The following is an 18,554-nucleotide window of genomic DNA, read 5'->3' on the forward strand; positions in this document are numbered from 1 at the left end:
CCACGGCACGCCGCTGAAGTACATGGGAGTCGAGGAACGGGGCAAGACCCCGCAGTGGAAGGACTCGCTTCTGCGTCGCTGTGCGCAGTGGGACTTCGCGGTGGCCTCCAACTCGTACTCGGCGGAGGTGTGGAAGCACAGTTACCCCGTGCGCTGCGAGATGCTCGAGGTGGGCTACCCCCGTAACGACGTGCTCGTCAGCGCGGGCGCCGCGCAGACGCAGGCCGCACGCGAGGTGCTGGGCATCTCGCCCGAGGCAAGGGTGTTTCTCTACGCGCCCACGTTCCGCGACGGCGGCATGGGGGCAGCAGCGGGTCTCGACCTGCGGGCGCTCCAGGAGTATCTCGCGCCCGACGACGTGTTCCTGGTGCGTGGCCACTACTTCCACGGGCGACAGGCGTCGATCCCGGGTCAGGGCCAGATTGTGGACGTCTCCGATCACCCGTCGGTCGAGGACCTGTACCTCGCCGCCGACGTGCTGATCACCGACTACTCATCGGTGATGTTCGACTACGCCAACCTTCGCAGGCCGATGGTGATCTTCCCGTACGACTGGGAGCCTGTATTCACAGGTGCGAGGCACGTACTTCGACATCACGGAGGACGCTCCCGGCGCGGTGGTCTGGACCACGGCGGAACTGGGCGACCTCATCGGCTCGGGCGCCTATGCCTCGGCGGAGAACCAGGCGCGCCTGGAGCGCTTCGCGGAGATCTTCACTGACTTCGAGACCGGCCACGCCGCGAGCGACGTGGTGGCGAGGATCATCGACGGCGTCGAGTTGCCGGCGCGTGAGCCTCGCGCAGTGCCGCCGCTGCGATCGTGGAGCATGGAGCGCTCCGCCTGACCGCAGCGACGGCGGCGGTCAGCGTCCCAGTTTGTCGAGCAGCCGGACGGCCTTGCGGTTCTTGTAGCGCTTGAGCCTGCGCCGCGGTGGAGGACCCCTGTTCGCGCGCCGCGGCAAGGGCCTCACGGGTAGCGCCAGTTCCTCGGTGGCCGCGGTGAGGTCCTCCTGGGCCTGGACGAACCGGTCGGTCAGTGGCTTGCGGTCCTCATTGCGCACCGACCACGTTCCCGTGGGGGTGTACGGAGCGACCTCGAGCGTCGCGGTGAACTCCACGGGCGTGCCCGCGGTGATGGACGCGGCGAGAGCATCCCACCACGCCGACTGGAAGGCGACGGCCGCGGGGCCTGCGGTCGCGAGGTGGGCGGTGAGACCGTTGGAGCGCTCCGTGGCTTCGCGCACGGCGTCGAGCAGGAGGTCGAGCGAGGCGGCGGGGACCACAAACCCGCCCAGCCCCACGTTGCCAAGGGAGCCGCCCATGCGAATGGACGAGTAGTACGACGGTGCGATGGCGACGGCGGGCGTGAGGGCGGGCGCCGCGAACACCGTGGGGTGATAGCGGGTCGAGAGCGATGCTGCGGCACCCTCGATGAGTGCGACGTCCTCACGGGCGGTGACCATGCGGGTGGCGCGTACTCGCGGGTGCGCCGCCAGCGCGACGATGGCATCGTTGCTGAGTGGTCGCGGTTGGCGTTGTCGGCGTGGAACGACCCGGCATGGGGTGCGAGGAGCACGTCGAGGTCGAGGCGCTCCGCGATGTCGGCGCAGACGGTCGCCATGGCGGCGTGATACTCCTCGACGGTTGGCCACGCTGCGCCTGCGTGCCAGGTGAACGAGGCGACCACGTACGGTGCGCCCGCCGAGAGCTCGCGGGCCGCCTCACGAGCGGCATCGTCTGCCGTCAGGAGCACGGCGTCGTCGAGGGTCTGGAACACGGTCGTGGGGTCGGGAGCGAGGTCCTTGAGCAGCGCGTACGTGGTCTGCTCGCGAGCGCCGAAGGCGCGGGCGTACGTCAGGAGCTCGACGATGAGCGCGCGATCGGGCTCGTCGAGCATCGGCCCCACCGTCTGCGACGTGATGTACAGCGGCACGCCGAAGTGCTCGGCGATGCGCTTGGCGGCTACGCGCTCGAACAGCAGGTGATAGTCGCGCGAGTTCATGTTGCCGCCGCCGGCGATGATGACCGCATCCGCGTCGCGGATGGCGGGATAGATGGGGTGGTCGTCCCAGTCTTGCTCGGCGAGCACGCGCGCGACGTCGGCGAGGCGCCACTCGTTGCGGCCCCTGCTCCAGTCGCCGCGGAAGCGCACGCGCCGCACCGCCGGAAGGCCGTAGAACTCCTCCGCCACCCCGGGGTTGCCCGCGACGAGCGTGATGTCGTCGAAGCCGCGCGCGCGCAGCATGTCAATGGCCGCCTCCGTCATCGCCTCGTCGCCGAGGTGGTAGAGGTCGGGCCACGAGATGTCGCCGATCAAGACTGCTTTCATGGTGTCCTTCGCGAGGGCAGAGGCGGCGCCGTGAGGGCGTCAGGCCGATGCGTCTGTGGGGGAGTAGCCGAGGCGACGGTAGTCCTCGGCGTAGAAATCCGCGACAAGGGAGCGTGCCTTGTCGGTGATGGTCACGTCTGACGGCTTGACGGCCGAGACGTCCGCGCCGGAATGGCGACGCGGTGCCGAGGTGGGCACGGACAGCCCCGTGACATTGGCGAGGCGGGCAAGCCCCTCGTCAATGCCGTCCTCGACACGGAGCGTGAGTCCGCCGCGCACCAGGAAGTCGACCTGGGGGCGGATGTGGTTGTCGTACAGCCACGGGTTCTTCATCTGCTTTCGGAAGGTGGAGCGCAGCCAGCGCTCGAACGCCCGGCCCGAGGTGTCGATGCGGTCGTCGTCACGGTGCCGCCAGAGGTACTCCGAGCGCAGGCGGGGCAGCGGGTCGCGCACAAAGGTGAAGATGCCGTCGAAGCGTTCAAGACGGAATGTCGCCTCGATATGGGAGGCGTCGGCGTGCTGGGGGCTGTGGCGGCGGAGGTGGTTCATCGAGTCGGGGCCACTGGTGCCGTCGAAGTGGTTGACCTTCCACCCGCCCTTGCGGAAGGCGGTCTCGACCGAGCCGCCGCCCGTCTTGGGGATGTGCACGAACAGCAGTGCCACCCCGTCCTTGCGTAGGACCGGCATGCGGTCTCCTTACTCGTCAGGGTGGATCGATTTTACCCGCACCGCGCCGATGTTTCGGCACGTTTCGGGGTGGTCACGGATCGGTAACTTTCCGCATCGAAACGATCCGACCCCTTGCGCTGACATTGGTTAGTAATCTTTACTAACTAACTATGACGACCAAGGGAGCGCAGCGAGGCGCCGTGACCGAGGGGGCCGCAACGGCCACCCGGACCGGACGCCCCACCGCCACGAGTGCCCGCCCCGTGAAGGCGGCCACCGCACGACCCACGTCGCGCCTGCGCCCCGAGCACGCCCGCCGCCACAACCGCGCGCTGGTCATGCAGGCGCTCTACCGCGCCGAGGGTCTATCGAGGGCGGACCTCGCCCGCGAAGTGGGCCTCACCCGCGTCACGATCTCCGACCTCGTCGCCGACCTCATCGCCGAGGACCTCGTCATCGAGCCTCGGCCTGCGCCCCGACTCGCGCCCCGGAAAGCCCGCCACCCTGCTGGACCTCAACCGCCAGGGCTTCTCCATCATCGGCCTCGACCTGTCGAACAACTCCGCGTTCCGCGGCGTCGTCACTGACCTCGACGGCACCGTCGTGGGACGCGCCGAGGTCCCGGTGCGGGGCATCACCGGGATGGAGGCCGTCGACGCTACCTACCGTCTGCTCGATGAGCCTGTTGGCGAGCGCCACCGCATCCGTCATCGGCATCGGCATCGGCAGCCCCGGCCTCGTCGACCTCGACGGCACCGTCGTCTCGGCGCCCAACTTGGTGGCACAACGTCCCGCTCCAGCAGGCTCGTCGCCGAGCGCTACGACCTCCCCACCCAGGTGGCCAACGACGCCAACATGGCGGCCCAGGGCGAACGCACCTTCGGCGGTGCGAGCGCCGACACGATGCTCATTCGCGTGGGCCGCGGTGTCGGTTCGGGCCTCATCGTGGGCGGACACCTGGTACACGGCTCCGGTTTCGCCGCAGGCGAGATCGGCCACGTCGTCGTCGGCACGGATGGTGGTGCCGACTGCGCATGCGGCAAGGCAGGTTGCCTGGAGACCTGGCTCGCGTCGCCGCGGCTCGAAGCGCACCTCGCCGACGCCGCCGATGACGCGAGCCGGGTCGCCGTGTTGCGCGAGGCGGGGGAGAGGCTGGGCATCGCGCTCGGCCCCGTCGTCGCCGCCCTCAACCTCGGCGAGGTCATCCTCGCCGGACCCCATGATCTTCTCGCCGGGGACCTCCTCGAGGCCACCGCCGAGACGCTCCGCAGCCGCACCATGGGAGAGCTCCACGGAGACCTCTCGCTGCGGATGACCGCACTCGGGCGCGACATCGTCGTGCTCGGAGCGGTGGTCACAGTCCTCACCGGACAGGCGGGGATCTCCTGATCCCCGACCCACAACGACGTGGCTTCCATAAGTCACGGACGGCACACACAACAGAAGGAAGTATCACCATGAAGAAGATGACGCAGGGAGCGGTGGCCTTCGCCGCCGCCTCGGCCATCGTCCTCGCCGGATGCTCGTCGTCCGGATCCGATGACGACGCGACCACGGAGCCCACGGGCTCCGCGGCTCCGAGCACCGAGGAGACCTCGGCAGCGGAGGACATCACCCTGTGGCTGATGGGCGAGCAGGACACGCCCGAGGCTCTGGTCGACTACCTCAAGGAGACCTACACCGCTGAGAACGGTGGCGCGCTGACCGTCGAGCGCATCGGCTGGGGCGACGCCATCACGTCGCTCACCACCGCCCTGCCCGACAAGGCGAACACCCCCGACGTCGCCGAGGTGGGCAACACCCAGTCCTCGACGTTCACCACCGTGGGTGCGTACCTCGACATCACCGACATGTACGAGGAGCCTCGGCGGCGACTCGCTGCTCCCCGGCTTCGTTGACGCCGGCAAGGTGGGCGAGCAGAACTTCACCCTCCCCTACTACTTCGGTTCGCGCCTCGCCTGGTACCGCAAGGACATCTACGCCGCTGGCGGCGTTGAGGTCCCCACGACCCTTGCCGACGTGACCACGATCAACGCTGACCTCAAGGAACAGGGCATCGGCGGCTTCTACATGGGTGGTCGCGACTGGCGCAACGGCGTCTCGTGGATCTTCGCCAACGGCGGAGACCTCGCGACGTATGACGGCTCCGCATGGGCAGGCGCACTGTCCACCCCCGAGGCCATCGAGGGCATGACCCAGTGGCAGGAGCCTCTTCACCACCGCCTCGGTCGCGAAGTCGACCGACACGGACGAGATCTACCAGGCCATCAACGACGACATGCTCGCCGGCACCCCCGCCGCGACCGAGATGGCGCCGAGCCTGGGCAGCCTGCTGCCTCGGTGACGTGAACGACGACGAGACGTTCACCTGGAACGACGAGAAGTTCGGCTACTTCGCACTGCCGGGTGCCGACGGTGGCTTCGCCCCCGTCTTCGCCGGTGGCTCGAACATCGGTATCTCCGCAGCCTCGCAGCACGTCGAGGGCGCCAAGGACCTGATGCGCATCATCTTCTCCGAGGACTACCAGGCTCCTGCTGTCGGAGAACGGCCTCGGCCCCGCCAACCTCGACTACTCCGACGCGTACGTCGAGCCTGGCCCCGCAGAACCAGGCCGCGCTGGACGCCGCCTCGAACGCCAGGCGACCCCGGCCGCGCCGGGTTGGGCCGCGATCGAAGAGGCTCAGATCCTGGAGGACTACTTCCAGGCCGTGTCCGAGGGTGGCGACGTCACCAAGGCTCGCCGCTGAGTACGACGCCAAGGCTCAACGAGGCTCATCAACGGCTAACACTCTCGCGACGGCTCTGCCGTCCCCGCGTGGGCCCGGGTGCCGCCCCGGCGCCCGGGCCCACGCCATGCCACCCCATCGCGTCCCCTCTTTCAACCCCGCGAGGCACCCCTCATGACTTCCCCAGCGCCCGCGCCGTCGACCCTCGACGCGCCGCCGCCCGTGGCCGACGAGCCACGGACCCCCTCGAAGCGCCCGCTACGTCGGCGCCTCATCCCCTACTTCCTTGTCATCCCGGCGATCATCACCCTGCTCATCGGCATGGGTTACCCGGTCGGATGGCAGATCCTCAACTCCTTCCGCGAGTACGGACTGGCCCAGCAGTTCGGGCGGCCGCCGGCGTGGGTGGGACTCGAGAACTACATCGGCCTGCTCACCGGCAGCGAGTTCTGGACCGTCCTGATCCGCTCCGTCGTGTTCATGGGTGTCACCGCGCTCGCGACGATGGTGCTCGGCATCGGACTCGCGCTGCTGATGAAGTCCATCCCTACGGTGCCTCGCATCTGCCTGCAGATCTCTCTGCTGCTGGCGTGGGCCATGCCCATCGTGGCCCAGATGACCGTGTGGAACTGGCTGATCGACGACCGCAACGGTCTGGTCAACTACCTCCTCAGCCTGCTACCAGGTGTCGACTTCATCGGCCATGACTGGCTCCAGAACCCCCTGAGCTTCTTCGCCATTGCGTCGATCATCATCACCTGGGCATCGGTGCCCTTCGTGGCGTTGTCCGTGTATGCGGGCCTCACCCAGGTCTCCGACGAGGTCGTCGAGGCAGCCCAGGCTCGACGGCGCACACGGCCTGTCGATGCTGCGCCGCATCACCCTGCCGATTATTCGCCCCGTGCTTGTGATCCTCCTGCTGCTGCAGATGATCTGGGACCTGCGTGTGTACGCGCAGATCCAGTTGCTCCAGGGCTTCGGCGCCGCGGGCATCCGCTACGACCTGCTCGGCACGTACGTGTACGGGCTCGGCGTGGGCCAGGGCAAGTTTGGTGTCGCGGCCGCCGCCGCGATGATCGTCATGATCTTCACCATCGCTCTGTCCTGGTTCTACGTGCGTGAACTCCTCAAGGAGGACGACTGATGAAGACCAAGGCCTCCACCGGGCGCCGCATCGGCGGCACCGTTGCCATCGTTCTCGCTCTCCTGTGGGCGTTCCCCGTCTACTGGATGATCAACTCGTCCTTCCAGCCGGCCTCCAAGATCACGGCCCTCACGCCGACCTGGCTGCCGTTCGGCGGCTCGCTCAACAACTACAAGGCAGTGTTGGACGGCTCGACGGGGTTCGGCGCCGCCATGCGGATCTCGCTGTCGGTGACGGCCATTGCGCTCGTCATCTGCATCGTGGTCGCGTTCCTGGGCGCGCTGGCCGTGTCCCGCTTCAAGTTCAAGGGCCGCAAGTCGTTTGTGCTCGCGGTCATCCTTGTCCAGATGCTGCCCGCCGAGGCGATGTTCATCGCGCAGTACAAGATGATCGCGAGCCTCAACCTGCTCAACACCATTGCCGGTTTGTCCATCATCTACGTCGCCATGGTGGTGCCGTTCACGCTGTGGATGCTGCGCGGCTTCGTTGCCGGTGTCCCCGCAGACCTCGAAGAGGCTGCCATGATCGACGGCTGCACGCGCTTCCAGGCCTTCATGCGGATCACGTTCCCGCTGCTGGCTCCCGGCCTGGTGGCCTCCGGTGTGTACGCGTTCCTGCAGGTATGGAACGAGTTTGCGCTCGCCTCCGTGCTGATGACGTCGGAGAGCCTCCGAGACCCTGCCGCTGTGGCTGCGAGGCTTCTCCGAGCCCACCCAGTTCGGCGCCGTCGAGTGGGGCCAGGTCATGGCGGGCTCCGTGCTAGTGGCTGTCCCCGTGATCGTGTTCTTCATGATCGTCCAGAACCGCATGACCTCCGGCATGGTGGGCGGGGCGGTGAAGGGATGAGTACCTCTGTCACCCCTCTCGCCGTGCTGATGCCCGGTTTCGAGGGCACCACGCTTCCCGAGTGGGTGGAGCGCCGCCTGCGCGAGGGCATGGGAGGCGTGTGCCTGTTCGCCACGAACGTGTCGACGCCCGCCCAGGCTCAAGGAGCCTCACGTCCGCGATCCTTGCGGCCAACCCCGACGCGGTCATCTCGATCGACGAGGAGGGCGGCGACGTCTCCCGCCTGTACCAGGCGCAGGGGTCTCCGTTCCCCGGCAACGCCCTGCTGGGCAGGCTCAACGACCTGGAACTCACCCGTGCGGTGGGTGCTCAGGTGGGCTGGGAGCCTACGGGACGTGGGCGTGAACCTCACGTTGGCTCCCGACGTCGACGTCAACTCCAACGCCTCTAACCCCGTGATCGGCGTGCGTTCCTTCGGGGCGAGCCCCGCGCTCGTGGGCGAGCACGGCGTGGCCTGGACGCAGGGTGTCCAGTCGACCGGAGTCGCGGCCAACGCGAAGCACTTCCCCGGCCACGGGGACACGGCGCAGGACTCGCATGTCTCGCTTCCCACCGTGGACGTCGACGCCGAGACCCTCGCGTCGCGGGAACTCGCCCCCTTCGCCGCGGCCATCGCGGGTGGCGTCGCGAGCATCATGAGCTCGCACATCATGGTGCCTGCGATCGACCCCGTGAATCCCGCCACGTTCTCGCACGCCATCCTTGATGGACTGCTGCGGGGCCAGATGGGCTTCGAAGGCGCCATCGTGTCGGATGCCCTCGACATGGTGGGCGCCTCCGGCGAGCTCGGCATTCCCGCCGCCGCTGCGCGTGCCCTCGCGGCCGGCTGCGATCTGTTGTGCATCGGCACCGCCAACACCGATGCCCAGATGGACCAGATCGTGGCCGCTATCGAGGGGGCCATGGCCTCCGGGGACGTGACCGAGGAACGCCTGGCCGATGCTGCGGCACGCATCGGCCGCCTGGTGGCGAGCACGCGCGAGGCTCCTGCCGCTCCCGCGGACCTCGTCCGTGGAGAGGTGCCGGGTCTCACCTCCGCGCGCATCCGCGACTCCTTCTACGTGTCCGAGGCCGCCCTCAGTGGCCTTGAGGCGCGGGAGGGGGCGCCGGTCGCCTGGGTGTGCCTCGAGCCCGCCGCGAACATTGCGGTTGGCCCGTCGCCGTGGGGCCCGTTCGCCTCGGCCGTTGAGGCCGATGCGGTGGTCACCCCCGAGCACGGCCTGGGTGACTGGGCGCCGCGAGAGGGTCGGCTCGTGGTGGTGGTAGGCAAGGACAACCACCGTCACGCGTGGGCCCGCGAGGCCATTGACGCGCTCCGCGTCCACGGCGCGATCGTCGTGGACATGGGGTGGCCCTCCCTCGAGGACGGCTACGCGGACATCGCCACCTACGGTGCCTCGCGTGCCGTGGGCGCCGCGCTCCTGGAGCTCCTCCAGTGACCGGCGTGAGGATCGGCGTCGACATCGGCGGCACCAAGATTGATGCCGTCGCTGTCGACGAGCGGCTGCAGATCCTCCAGCGCCACCGCGTCCCCGTGGAGCGCGGACCCGAGGGCGTGGTGCGATCGGCGCAGGCCGCCGTCGAGGTCGTCACCCGCAAGTGCGCCGTCGACGTGCGTGACGCCCTCAGCGTCGGCGTCGGCATCCCCGGCGCGGTGCGGGGCGGCGTGGTCCGTCACGCCCTCAACCTCGACCTCGTCGAACTCGACCTCGCGCGTGCCCTTGGCGACGCCTGGGGCAGGCCGGTGCAGGTCGAGAACGACGTCAATGCCGCCGCGGTGGGCGCGTGGCGCCTGGTCGGTACCGACGCACGTTCCGTCGCGTACCTCAACCTCGGCACGGGCCTGGCCGCGGGCATCATCCTCGACGGGCAACTGTGGAGGGGATCGCGCGGCACGTCCGGCGAGGTGGGTCAGATCTCGGTCGACCCGAGGGGGCCGGTGGACGCCGAGGGCAATCCCGGCGGCCTGGAGACGTACGCGTCGGGTTCCGGCATCGTGCGCCAGTGGGGCGACCCGACGGCCGATGCCAGAGACATCCTGGCGCTCGCCGCCAAGGGCGACCCGCGTGCCGTTGAGATCAGGGAGCGGCTGTTCGTTGGCGTGGCTCATTCGATCCGTGTGCTCGTGCTCGCCTACGACGTCGAGGAGGTCATCGTCGGCGGTGGCCTCACCGGACTCGGTGACGTGCTGCTCGATGGGACCGCCAAGGTCCTGAAGGACTGGGCGGATGGCTCCCGGTTCATCGCATCGCTTGGTGGCGCGCCGCACCCGCATTCTTGAAGGACATCGACCCGTCGCGGCCATGGGCGCGGCGCTGCTGGGAGTGACCAATGGCTGAAGTGCTGATTGTCGAGACCAAGGAGGCCGCCGGCGCGGTGGTCGCCGACCACATTGCCGCACAGGTCGCCGCGAATCCCGCCTTCACGCTTGGTGTGGCCACGGGCTCGACCCCGCTGCCCGTCTATCAGGCCCTCGCGGCGCATGCGGCGGCCGGGGTGGACTTCAGCGCGGTGACGGCGTTCGCGCTCGACGAGTACGTGGGGATCGCGGAGGACCACCCGGAGAGCCTACCACTCGGTCATCGCACGGGAGGTGACGGGACCGCTGGGCCTCGACCCGGCTCGGGTTCACGTGCCCGATGGCACTGGCAGTGACGTCGCCACGGCGGGCTCGCGCTATGAGGCGGCCCTCACGGCACACGGCGGCGTCGACCTCCAGGCTCCTCGGCATCGGTACCGATGGGCACCTTGCCTTCAACGAGCCCGGGTCCTCCTTCGGTTCGCTCACCCGCGTCAAGACGCTCACGGAGCAGACCCGCGAGGACAACGCGCGGTTCTTCGACTCGCTCGACGAGGTGCCCATTCACTGCGTGACGCAGGGCCTTGGCACCATCCTGCGCGCCGGACACTTGGTGATGCTGGCCTTCGGCGAGGGCAAGGCTGAGGCGGTCGCCGCGGCCGTCGAGGGCCCCGTCAGCGCAGGCATGCCCGGCTCCGCGATCCAGGCTCCACGCGCACGTGACGGTAGTGGTGGACGAGGCCGCAGCGTCCCGCCTGGCGCATGCCGACTACTACCGCTATTCGCAGGCCCACAAGCCGGCGTGGCAGGGTCTGTAAGGCTTGCATCATGAGTGTCCTGACTGACATCCACGGCCACGGCGGTGGGGGCCACGCCTTCGGCGACTCCGTCGAGGGCACCCTCGCCGCAGCCGCGGCGCATCGCGCGCACGGCACCGGTGCCATGGTGGCGTCGCTGGTCTCGCTTCCGTTGGAGGTGACCCGCCGCCAGATGGACGTGGTGCGTGAGGCGATGGCCGACGACTCGGCGATCATCGGTGTGCACCTCGAGGGCCCGTTCCTGTCTCCCGAGCGCAAGGGCGCGCACGCGCTGGGCAACCTCGTCGCCCCCACGCCAGAGGCGGTCGACGGACTCATTGCCGCGGGTGACGGGCTGATCCGTCAGATCACGATCGCGCCGGAGCCTTCCCGGAGCGCTCGACGCGATTGAGCGGTGTGTGGACGCGGGCATCGTGGTCGCGGTCGGACATACCGACGCCGATGCCGCGCTCGCCAGGCAGGCGTTTGACAGGGGAGCGACGCTGCTGACGCATGGCTTCAACGCGATGCGAGGGATCGTGGGCCGGGAGATTGGGCCCGTCGGTGCGGCGCTGGACGACGATCGCGTGTCGATCGAGCCTCATCGCGGACGGCATCCACCTGGACCCCGCGCTGATCGCGGCGGTCTTCCGCGCCGCGCCCGGTCGCGTTGTCCTGGTGACCGATGCGATGGCCGCCGCCGCGGCATCGGACGGCGACTATGTCCTGGGTGACCTGGCGGTCGAGGTGCGGGACGGCAAGGCGGTGTTGGCAGGCACCGACACGATCGCTGGGTCGACCCTGACGCTTGCCCGCGCGATCGAGGTGTGCGTCGCCGCAGGCGTGCCCCACGCGCAGGCCGTGGCCGCCGCCTCAGACGTGCCGCGGGCCGTCCTCGGGCTCGCCTGACCGGGGGCGCGGGCGGCGCCTCGTAGGATTCTCCTTATGCCCACACCCGTGCAGCCGGATTTCGGCGTCGTGATCCTCACCATGGGCAAGCGGCGCAAGCGTCTCGTCATGGCCATCGAATCGGTGCTGAAGCAGCGCGATGTGACCACGGACATCCTGGTGGTCGGCAATGGCTGGGACCCCGCCTCGTTCGAGGCGCTGCCCCCGCAGGCGCGCACGCTCGCCCTTCCTGAGAACCTTGGCATTCCCGCGGGACGCAACGCGGGGATCGGCCACGTGACCGGCGACTTGGTGTTCTTCCTCGATGACGATGCCGAAGTGGTGGACGACGACTTCCTGTCCGAGGTCAAGGAGCGGTTCGAGGATGATCCGGGCCTCGGCGCGCTGCAGGGACGCGTGTTCGATCCCAAGGGGAAGGGCTCGCCGTCGCGATGGGTGCCCAAGCTGGGCTCGGGCGAGGTCGAGAAGCCGTTCGCCGCGTTCTCGCTGTGGGAGGGCGCGGTGGCGATTCGCCGCGACGTGCTCCTCGCGGCCGGAAGGTGGCCCGGTGACTTCTTCTACGCGCACGAGGGCATCGAGCTCGCGTGGCGCGTGTGGGAGCAGCGCAAGAAGGTGATCTACGACCCCGACCTGCGCATCTACCACCCGGTCAAGAAGCCCACGCGCCACGCCGACTACTACCGGCTGTCCGCGCGCAACCGCGTGTGGGTGGCACGCAGGAACCTCCCCGCGCCCCTGTCGGTGGTGTACGCCACCTCGTGGGCGGTGCTCCAGGTGCTGCGTTCGCTGAGGTCTCCGCGGGGCCTGAGGCCGTGGTTCGGCGGCTTCCGCGAGGGGTGGCGTGAGTGCCCGCGTGACCAGCGCAAGATGTCGTGGGGCACGGTCGCCTACATCGCCCGCAAGGGCCGCCTGCTGGTGGTCTAGCGGGGGCGCTTCTGCGGGGCAGATGCGTCCTCGTGCGAGTGCGCAGTCGCGAGGCCGAAGGCGAACTTTTGGTGACGTGGCCTGTTGTCACCCCAGTCACATCTGTAACATCAGTACACAATGATTGTCACGGGTCACCGCCAGAGCAGGGCGCGCCGCTTGCTGCGCGTCGTACCAGGCGTTGCCTTTGCGGCTGTGCTGGCGCTCGCGCTGCCCGTCCTCGCCTCGGTTCCCGATTGGCTCGAGGAGCCCCAGCCCACGGCCGTGTCCGTGGGCCCCTCGCGGGTGGCGGAGGAGGACGTGCCGTTTGGTGCTGACGACCTCTCTGCCGACGACCCTGAGGCCGAGGCCACGCCCGAGCCTTCGCCCTCCGCCACGGCCACCGCGGATCCCACGGCGGAACCCGCGCCCGAGGTGAGCGTGGACGCCGCGCCCGTTGACGACGTGGTGGGTGCCGTGGTCGAGGAGGCCGATACCGAATCCGCGAGTGGCCCCGGCGGTGGCGCGTCGGGCTCCGGAGGTGAGCCTTCCCGACGGCGTGACGCCCGTGGACCCCGGCGATCTGCCGAGCCCGGAACCCGAGGCGACCGAGCCGGAAGCCTCCCGCCCCCGAGACGCCAGCACCCGAGGAGACGGAACCCGCGGACCCCGAGCCCCAGCCCGAGCCCAGCGCGACGCAGACCCCTCAGCCAGAGACCCCGCCGACGTCGACCCCCACGCCGGACACGTCGACCACGCCAGAGACGTCGCCGACGCCGCGGCCGACCGACTCGGGAGAGCCGAGCGACCCTGGCACCCCCGATCCCGAGACGCCCGGCACCGAGACGCCCGCCCCGGAGCCGACGGAGCCCGAGGAGCCTCAGACGCCGGATCCGGAGCCGACGGAGCCTGAGACTCCCGACCCCGAGCCCACGGGAATCCCGGCCTCCTTCACCCTTGCAGGCTCCGGCTGGGGCCACGGCATCGGCATGTCGCAGTACGGTGCGCAGGGCATGGCGCTCGAGGGAGCATCGGCATCCGAGATCCTCACCCACTACTACACGGGCACCTCCGTGAAGAGTGCGTCGACGTCCCGGGACATCCGCGTGGAGGTGTTCGGGTCCGGCTCCGACAGCCGGGACACGGTGACGTTTGTGGTGCGCTCGCCCGGCTCGGGCGACGGCCAATGGGCGATGCTCTTCTACCCCTCGGGGTCCTCGACCGCGACCACCACGTGGACCGGCAAGGAGGACGAGAAGCCTTCGCATCACGCGCTCGGGGACGTCGATCACGGTCACCCGGCCATCCGGGGCAAGTGCGACCGCGACGGGCACCGTGGAACTGCGGTGGGAGGGAACGTCGTACTACCAGTCGGGCTCGTCGGAGTCGGCCTACGCGGACATCCTGACCTCGTCGGGAAGCGCGGCGACCCACGGCGACTACCGCCACGGCCGCCTCCTCGTCACCGTTCCCGGGACGCGCCTCATCGTCGCCAATCGCCTTGACCTCGAGACGGAGTACCTGCGCGGTATCGCCGAGATGCCGTCCTCGTGGGACTCCGCCGCCCTGCAGGCGCAGGCCATCACCGCGCGTGGCTACGCGCTACGTCAGCTCGCGACGTACAAGACCAGCCTGCAACTGCAACCTCTACGACGACGCGCGCAGCCAGAACTTCACGGGTTGGATCAAGGAGTCTGAGGGCACCAACGCGTACTACGGCAAGCGATGGACGAGCGCGGTCTCGGCCACGGCTGGGAAGGTCCTCTACACGGGCTCCTCGATCGCCACGACGTACTACTTCTCGTCGTCCGGTGGGCAGACGGAGAACTCCGAGGACATCTGGACGTCGCGCCTCAGCCACTTGCGTTCCGTGGATGACCGCTGGTCGCTCAATGCCCGCAACCCCATGCGTGCCTGGACGCGGACCATCACGCAGGCGCAGGCGCAGAGCATGTTCGGCCTCGACGACGTGGTGAGCATCAAGGTCACCAAGCGCACGGCAGGTGGAAGCGACGCTGCCGCGACCCAGGTGACGGCGACATCGGCCTCGGGGGAGACCGCGACCATCACGGGCGCTGACCGGATCCGCAACACCGTCGCGGGCGGTGTCTCGCCGTGGCTGTGGAGCCTTTACTCCCCGCTACTGACGCCCGGGACCCGCCTAGCGGAAGACGATGGTGCGGTGCCCGTCGAGGAGGACGCGGTGCTCGGCATGCCAGCGCACGGCGCGGGCGAGCGCGCGTCGCTCCACGTCCGCGCCCACGGCGGTGAGGCTTTCGGGCGTGTGGGTGTGATCCACGCGCTCGACCTCCTGCTCGATGATGGGGCCCTCGTCGAGGTCGCTTGTGACGTAGTGCGCGGTGGCGCCGATGAGCCTTGACGCCACGGTCGTGTGCCTGGAAGTAGGGGCGGGCGCCCTTGAAGGACGGCAGGAACGAGTGGTGAATGTTGATGGCGCGCCCGCGCAGGGCCTCCGAGAGCTCGGGGGAGAGGATCTGCATGTAGCGAGCGAGGACCACGAGCTCCACGTCCAGGCTCGTCGACGAGCCTCCAGGAGGCGCGCCTCGGCCGCCGGCTTGGTCTCGGCCGTGACCGGCACGTGGTGGAACTCCTTGCCGTAGAACGCCGCGAGCGGGGCGAGCGTCGCGTGATTACCCGCGACGGCAACGATGTCGATGGGGAGGGTGCGGGCGCGCTCGCGGAACAGCAGGTCATTCACGCAGTGCGCGGACTTCGAGACCAGCACCAGCGTGCGCATCGCGCGTCCGGCGACGTCGAGCTTCCAGTCCATGCCGAAGCGCGCGGCAAGCGGCACCACGGCGGCCTCGATCTGGTCTCGCGGCGCAGGGCTCGTCACCTCGACGCGCATGAAGAACAGGCCCGTGTCCGGGTCGCCGAACTGCTGAGACTCGGTGATGTTGCCGTCGAGGCTTGCGAGGGCGCCCGAGACGGCGTGGACGATGCCGGGGCCGTCGGGGCAGGACAGGCTGAGCACGTAGCGGGTGTCCGTGGCGGTCATGGCGCCCAGCGTACTGACAGTGTGAGGCGCCGCCGTCGCGTCGACTTTGTCACGTCCCCTTGACCCTGTTGTCACATGTGTCACACTGGCCACTCTGGTCACAGGATGGGGAAGCGGATGGCAGTAGGGACGGCTCGGCGCGGCTCGGCGCGAACGCTCATGGCGGCATGGAGTGTGATCGCGGCGCTCGCGGTGACCGTCCTGACCGCGGGGCCCTCCGCGGCGGCGACCCGCTTCACGGACGTGCCGGCGAGTCACCAGTTCAACACCGAGATCACCTGGCTCGCGGGCAAGGGCATCACCACCGGCTACGCCGACGGATCCTTCAAGCCCAAGGCCGAGGTCTCCCGTGAGGCCTTTGCGGCCTTCCTGTACCGCCTCGCGGGTTCGCCCAAGGTGTCCCTTCCCTCCACCTCGCCGTTCAAGGACGTGCCCACGAGCGCGCAGTTCTACCGCGAGATCGTGTGGCTGTCGAAGCAAGGCATCACCACCGGCTGGCCCGACGGTACGTTCCGTCCCAAGAACACCATCGACCGCGACGCGATGGCCGCCTTCCTGTACCGCTACAAGGGCAGCCCGTCGTTCTCCGCCCCCAGCTCGTCCCCCTTTAAGGACATGTCGACGTCGTCGAAGTTCTTCAAGGAGGTGACCTGGCTACGCAGCACCAAGATCACCACCGGGTACGCCGACGGCACCTACCGCCCCCGCTCGGGAGTCTCGCGCGAGGCCACGGCCGCCTTCCTGTACCGGCTGAGCGGAAGCCCGACCGTCAAGCCCACCGTTCCCACGAGTTTCACCGTCAAGGGCGCCGGCTACGGCCACGGCGTGGGCATGTCGCAGTACGGCGCGCAGGCGATGGCGCTGGAGGGGTACAGCGCGGGGTCGATCCTGCAGAAGTACTACCAGGGCACGTCGGTCTCCTCCGTGGAGGCGGACAAGAAGATCAGGGTCGAGGTCTACGGCTCGGGCTCGGACTGGCGCGACTCGGCCACGGTGGTGGTGCGTTCCATCGGCGATGACAAGACCGACGACGGCCAGTGGCGCCTGCGCTTCTACAACAAGGGCAGGCTCGACGCCGCACACCACCTGGTACGGCAAGAACAACGAGAAGGCTCCACATCACCCGCTCGGGCAACTCCGTCACCGTCGAGCGCGACGGGGGCAAGAAGGCGACCGCCACCAAGGATGTGGCGCTCCACTGGGAGGGCACCAGCAACTACCAGTCCGGCTCGAACGAGGACCCGTACGTCGACATCTACAACGGCAACGGTGCCTCGGAGATCCGCGGCACCCACGGCAAGTACCGCCACGGCAAGCCTGCTCATCAGCGTGCCGTCGACCACCTCGCCGCGCATCATCATCGCCAACGAACTGAAGGCTCAACACCGAGTACCTATACGGTATTGCCGAGATGCCTTCCTCATGGGACACCGACGCCCTCCAGGCGCAGGCCATCGTGGCGCGCGGCTACGCGCTGCGTCAGATGAACAACTACTCGGCGAACTGCAACTGCCACATCTACGACGACACCCGCGATCAGAACTTCACCGGGTGGAACAAGGAGAACGAAGGCACCAACGCCTACTACGGCAAGCGCTGGGTCGACGCCGTCAACCGCACCACCAGCGGCTCCAAGGGCAAGGTCCTCACCTATGGCGGCTCGATCGCCCAGACCTACTACTTCTCCTCGTCCGGCGGCCAAACCGAGAGCAGCAAGGACATCTGGGGCGGAACGTTCGCGTACCTGACGTCGGTCGATGATCCCTGGTCGGAGTCGAGCATCAATCCCATGCGCTCGTGGTCGCAGACGCTGACCCAGGCGAAGGCCCGCAGCGTGTTCGGCCTGAGTGACGTCGTGTCCATCAAGGTCACCGGACGCACCGCCGGCGGGTCCGATGCCGCCGCCACCAAGGTGACGGCCACCTCGTCGACCGGCAAGACCTCCTCCATCACCGGAGCCGAGCGGATCCGCAGCAACCTCGCGGCGGGCACGTCGCCCTGGATCTGGTCCTTCACCGCCAAGTACTGAGTCGCCCAGTACTTGGCGGTCGGCCCTGACGCGTGAGGCGGCCGATGCGGGTCAGGACTCGGGGGTCGCGGGCACCTTGAGTTGGGACGAGGTGAGGATCGCGAGGGTGTGACCCGCGATGACGAAGGGCGCGGCCACCAGGAGGATGACGACGGCCACGGCGACGCCGTTGAAGCCCGCCACGAGCCCCACGGTCGCGAGCGCCAGCATCACCAGCGTCTGCTCGACCGAGTGGTAGGCGCGGTGGATGGGGACCAGGTTCGCGGCGCGGCGCGCGCGTGCCACCCAGCCCACGGTCGGCACCTTGATCCCGGTGTCCTCCTTGGCCAGCGGCATGCCGCCCTGAACGCGGGCGAGGCGCGAGCCGTCGTTGAGCGACTTGTTCCACAGCACGAGCATGCCGAGCAGCGTGCCCGCGAACGCCCAGCGCCAGTCGATCGGGTCCGCCTCGAGCGCGATCCTGAAGCCCGCCGCCATCGGCACCAGGGATTCGGTGGTGGTGTGCGCGATGCGGTCGAGGAAGATCCCGCGCGGCCCCATCTTGCGGGTCCACCTGGCGACCTCCCCGTCGGAGGCGTCGAGCAGCATCTGGCCCATCGCCAGCACGGCCGCGAGAAGCGGCCCCCACCAACCAGGAATGAGCAGCGCAGCAGCCGCCGCCCAACCGCACAGGATCATGCCGACCGTGACGGCATTCGCGCTCAGGCCCGCGCGCACAAAGGCGCGGGTGAGGTAGGGCGACAGCGACCGCGTGAAGACGTCGCCGGTCCAGTGCTCGGAGTTCTTCCGGCCACGAATCTCGGGCGGCTGGCAGACCTCGCGGATCTGCTCGATGGTGGGATGGGCGGGACGGTCCTCAGGACGGTGCATGACCGGATTGTTT

General features: G+C 68.9%; 19 protein-coding genes and 5 pseudogenes. 18 read left to right on the forward strand and 6 right to left on the reverse strand.

Annotation, left to right across the window (positions count from 1 at the left end; all coding sequences use genetic code 11):
• Nucleotides 1–22: 22 nt before the first annotated feature.
• Nucleotides 23–499: pseudogene (locus tag QQK48_RS11435) on the forward strand (CDP-glycerol glycerophosphotransferase family protein); the annotation flags it as partial.
• Nucleotides 500–617: 118 nt separating this feature from the next.
• A pseudogene (locus QQK48_RS21855) lies at nucleotides 618–707 on the forward strand (hypothetical protein); the annotation flags it as partial.
• 156 nt (nucleotides 708–863) lie between these two features.
• Here QQK48_RS21855 and QQK48_RS11440 read toward each other — a convergent pair.
• The 3 genes from QQK48_RS11440 to QQK48_RS11450 are packed head-to-tail and all read right to left on the reverse strand — an operon-like array spanning nucleotide 864 to nucleotide 3,016.
• Nucleotides 864–1,061: a hypothetical protein gene (locus QQK48_RS11440; RefSeq protein WP_284328527.1), complete on the reverse strand. Its 198-nt coding sequence runs from the start codon at nucleotides 1,059–1,061 to the stop codon at nucleotides 864–866.
• Nucleotides 1,034–2,317, reverse strand: coding sequence for a polysaccharide pyruvyl transferase family protein (locus tag QQK48_RS11445; protein ID WP_284328528.1), 1,284 nt, complete (start codon nucleotides 2,315–2,317; stop codon nucleotides 1,034–1,036). Before QQK48_RS11445 ends, QQK48_RS11440 begins: the two co-directional genes overlap by 28 nt.
• 51 nt (nucleotides 2,318–2,368) lie before the next feature.
• On the reverse strand, nucleotides 2,369–3,016 hold the full coding sequence (locus QQK48_RS11450) for a sulfotransferase family 2 domain-containing protein (protein WP_284328529.1): 648 nt from the start codon (nucleotides 3,014–3,016) through the stop codon (nucleotides 2,369–2,371).
• Nucleotides 3,017–3,168: 152 nt separating this feature from the next.
• On the opposite strand from QQK48_RS11450, the gene QQK48_RS11455 reads away from it, so the two are divergent.
• The 14 genes and pseudogenes from QQK48_RS11455 to QQK48_RS11525 all read left to right on the forward strand — a co-directional run bounded on the left by QQK48_RS11455 (nucleotide 3,169) and on the right by QQK48_RS11525 (nucleotide 14,321).
• Complete coding sequence (locus QQK48_RS11455) at nucleotides 3,169–3,585, forward strand: MarR family transcriptional regulator (protein ID WP_284328530.1); 417 nt, start codon at nucleotides 3,169–3,171, stop codon at nucleotides 3,583–3,585.
• Nucleotides 3,586–3,601: 16 nt separating this feature from the next.
• Complete coding sequence (locus tag QQK48_RS11460) at nucleotides 3,602–4,387, forward strand: ROK family protein (protein ID WP_284328531.1); 786 nt, start codon at nucleotides 3,602–3,604, stop codon at nucleotides 4,385–4,387.
• 68 nt (nucleotides 4,388–4,455) lie between these two features.
• A complete protein-coding gene (locus QQK48_RS11465; protein WP_284328532.1) occupies nucleotides 4,456–4,896 on the forward strand; it encodes a type 2 periplasmic-binding domain-containing protein in 441 nt (146 codons plus the stop codon).
• 10 nt (nucleotides 4,897–4,906) lie between these two features.
• Entirely contained in the window at nucleotides 4,907–5,347 is a 441-nt protein-coding gene (locus QQK48_RS11470; protein ID WP_284328533.1) for a type 2 periplasmic-binding domain-containing protein, read from the forward strand.
• Nucleotides 5,348–5,899: 552 nt separating this feature from the next.
• Nucleotides 5,900–6,847 carry a carbohydrate ABC transporter permease gene (locus QQK48_RS11475; RefSeq protein WP_284328534.1) on the forward strand — a complete coding sequence of 316 codons (948 nt, stop codon included), beginning with the start codon at nucleotides 5,900–5,902 and terminating at the stop codon, nucleotides 6,845–6,847.
• A 21-nt stretch (nucleotides 6,848–6,868) separates the two neighbouring features.
• Nucleotides 6,869–9,154, forward strand: a complete 2,286-nt coding sequence (locus QQK48_RS19980; RefSeq protein WP_348523594.1) for a glycoside hydrolase family 3 N-terminal domain-containing protein — start codon at nucleotides 6,869–6,871, stop codon at nucleotides 9,152–9,154.
• Nucleotides 9,151–9,996 carry an ROK family protein gene (locus tag QQK48_RS11490; RefSeq protein ID WP_284328535.1) on the forward strand — a complete coding sequence of 282 codons (846 nt, stop codon included), beginning with the start codon at nucleotides 9,151–9,153 and terminating at the stop codon, nucleotides 9,994–9,996. Before QQK48_RS19980 ends, QQK48_RS11490 begins: the two co-directional genes overlap by 4 nt.
• 50 nt (nucleotides 9,997–10,046) lie before the next feature.
• Nucleotides 10,047–10,832, forward strand: a pseudogene (gene nagB / locus QQK48_RS11495) (glucosamine-6-phosphate deaminase).
• Between the two features lie 10 nt (nucleotides 10,833–10,842).
• Entirely contained in the window at nucleotides 10,843–11,223 is a 381-nt protein-coding gene (locus tag QQK48_RS11500) for an amidohydrolase family protein (protein ID WP_284328536.1), read from the forward strand.
• A gap of 152 nt (nucleotides 11,224–11,375) precedes the next feature.
• Nucleotides 11,376–11,720, forward strand: coding sequence for a hypothetical protein (locus tag QQK48_RS11505; RefSeq protein ID WP_284328537.1), 345 nt, complete (start codon nucleotides 11,376–11,378; stop codon nucleotides 11,718–11,720).
• Between the two features lie 36 nt (nucleotides 11,721–11,756).
• Complete coding sequence (locus QQK48_RS11510; protein ID WP_284328538.1) at nucleotides 11,757–12,644, forward strand: glycosyltransferase family 2 protein; 888 nt, start codon at nucleotides 11,757–11,759, stop codon at nucleotides 12,642–12,644.
• Between the two features lie 520 nt (nucleotides 12,645–13,164).
• Nucleotides 13,165–13,536 carry a hypothetical protein gene (locus QQK48_RS11515; protein WP_284328539.1) on the forward strand — a complete coding sequence of 124 codons (372 nt, stop codon included), beginning with the start codon at nucleotides 13,165–13,167 and terminating at the stop codon, nucleotides 13,534–13,536.
• Nucleotides 13,537–13,612: 76 nt separating this feature from the next.
• Nucleotides 13,613–14,128 (forward strand): hypothetical protein, encoded by a 516-nt coding sequence (locus QQK48_RS11520; protein WP_284328540.1) that lies wholly within the window; start codon nucleotides 13,613–13,615, stop codon nucleotides 14,126–14,128.
• A gap of 34 nt (nucleotides 14,129–14,162) precedes the next feature.
• Nucleotides 14,163–14,321, forward strand: coding sequence for a SpoIID/LytB domain-containing protein (locus QQK48_RS11525; protein ID WP_284328541.1), 159 nt, complete (start codon nucleotides 14,163–14,165; stop codon nucleotides 14,319–14,321).
• Nucleotides 14,322–14,417: 96 nt separating this feature from the next.
• Here the strand turns inward: QQK48_RS11525 and QQK48_RS11530 are convergent, their stop codons facing one another.
• Nucleotides 14,418–14,717 (reverse strand): hypothetical protein, encoded by a 300-nt coding sequence (locus QQK48_RS11530; protein WP_284328542.1) that lies wholly within the window; start codon nucleotides 14,715–14,717, stop codon nucleotides 14,418–14,420.
• Nucleotides 14,718–14,784: 67 nt separating this feature from the next.
• Nucleotides 14,785–15,642 (reverse strand): annotated as a pseudogene (gene purU / locus QQK48_RS11535) (formyltetrahydrofolate deformylase).
• 159 nt (nucleotides 15,643–15,801) lie between these two features.
• Here purU and QQK48_RS11540 point away from each other — a divergent pair.
• Together QQK48_RS11540 and QQK48_RS11545 are read left to right on the forward strand one after the other, a co-directional pair.
• Nucleotides 15,802–16,359 (forward strand): annotated as a pseudogene (locus QQK48_RS11540) (S-layer homology domain-containing protein); the annotation flags it as partial.
• A gap of 694 nt (nucleotides 16,360–17,053) precedes the next feature.
• Nucleotides 17,054–17,671 carry a SpoIID/LytB domain-containing protein gene (locus QQK48_RS11545; RefSeq protein ID WP_284328543.1) on the forward strand — a complete coding sequence of 206 codons (618 nt, stop codon included), beginning with the start codon at nucleotides 17,054–17,056 and terminating at the stop codon, nucleotides 17,669–17,671.
• A gap of 51 nt (nucleotides 17,672–17,722) precedes the next feature.
• Here the strand turns inward: QQK48_RS11545 and QQK48_RS11550 are convergent, their stop codons facing one another.
• Nucleotides 17,723–18,541, reverse strand: coding sequence for a CDP-alcohol phosphatidyltransferase family protein (locus QQK48_RS11550; RefSeq protein WP_284328544.1), 819 nt, complete (start codon nucleotides 18,539–18,541; stop codon nucleotides 17,723–17,725).
• Between the last annotated feature and the right edge of the window lie 13 nt (nucleotides 18,542–18,554).

It is taken from the genome of Demequina litorisediminis, from assembly GCF_030161615.1.
GTDB classification, from domain to species: Bacteria; Actinomycetota; Actinomycetes; order Actinomycetales; family Demequinaceae; genus Demequina; species Demequina litorisediminis.

What these genes read in the sequence shown, in the direction of transcription:
- QQK48_RS11450 (WP_284328529.1), bottom strand. Translation starts at nt 3,016, where the DNA reads ATGCCGGTCCTACGCAAGGACGGGGTGGCACTGCTGTTCGTGCACATC.
- QQK48_RS11455 (WP_284328530.1), top strand. Translation starts at nt 3,169, where the DNA reads ATGACGACCAAGGGAGCGCAGCGAGGCGCCGTGACCGAGGGGGCCGCA.
- QQK48_RS11465 (WP_284328532.1), top strand. Translation starts at nt 4,456, where the DNA reads ATGAAGAAGATGACGCAGGGAGCGGTGGCCTTCGCCGCCGCCTCGGCC.
- QQK48_RS11475 (WP_284328534.1), top strand. Translation starts at nt 5,900, where the DNA reads ATGACTTCCCCAGCGCCCGCGCCGTCGACCCTCGACGCGCCGCCGCCC.
- QQK48_RS19980 (WP_348523594.1), top strand. Translation starts at nt 6,869, where the DNA reads ATGAAGACCAAGGCCTCCACCGGGCGCCGCATCGGCGGCACCGTTGCC.
- QQK48_RS11500 (WP_284328536.1), top strand. Translation starts at nt 10,843, where the DNA reads ATGAGTGTCCTGACTGACATCCACGGCCACGGCGGTGGGGGCCACGCC.
- QQK48_RS11510 (WP_284328538.1), top strand. Translation starts at nt 11,757, where the DNA reads ATGCCCACACCCGTGCAGCCGGATTTCGGCGTCGTGATCCTCACCATG.
- QQK48_RS11520 (WP_284328540.1), top strand. Translation starts at nt 13,613, where the DNA reads ATGTCGCAGTACGGTGCGCAGGGCATGGCGCTCGAGGGAGCATCGGCA.
- QQK48_RS11525 (WP_284328541.1), top strand. Translation starts at nt 14,163, where the DNA reads ATGCCGTCCTCGTGGGACTCCGCCGCCCTGCAGGCGCAGGCCATCACC.
- QQK48_RS11545 (WP_284328543.1), top strand. Translation starts at nt 17,054, where the DNA reads ATGCCTTCCTCATGGGACACCGACGCCCTCCAGGCGCAGGCCATCGTG.
- QQK48_RS11550 (WP_284328544.1), bottom strand. Translation starts at nt 18,541, where the DNA reads ATGCACCGTCCTGAGGACCGTCCCGCCCATCCCACCATCGAGCAGATC.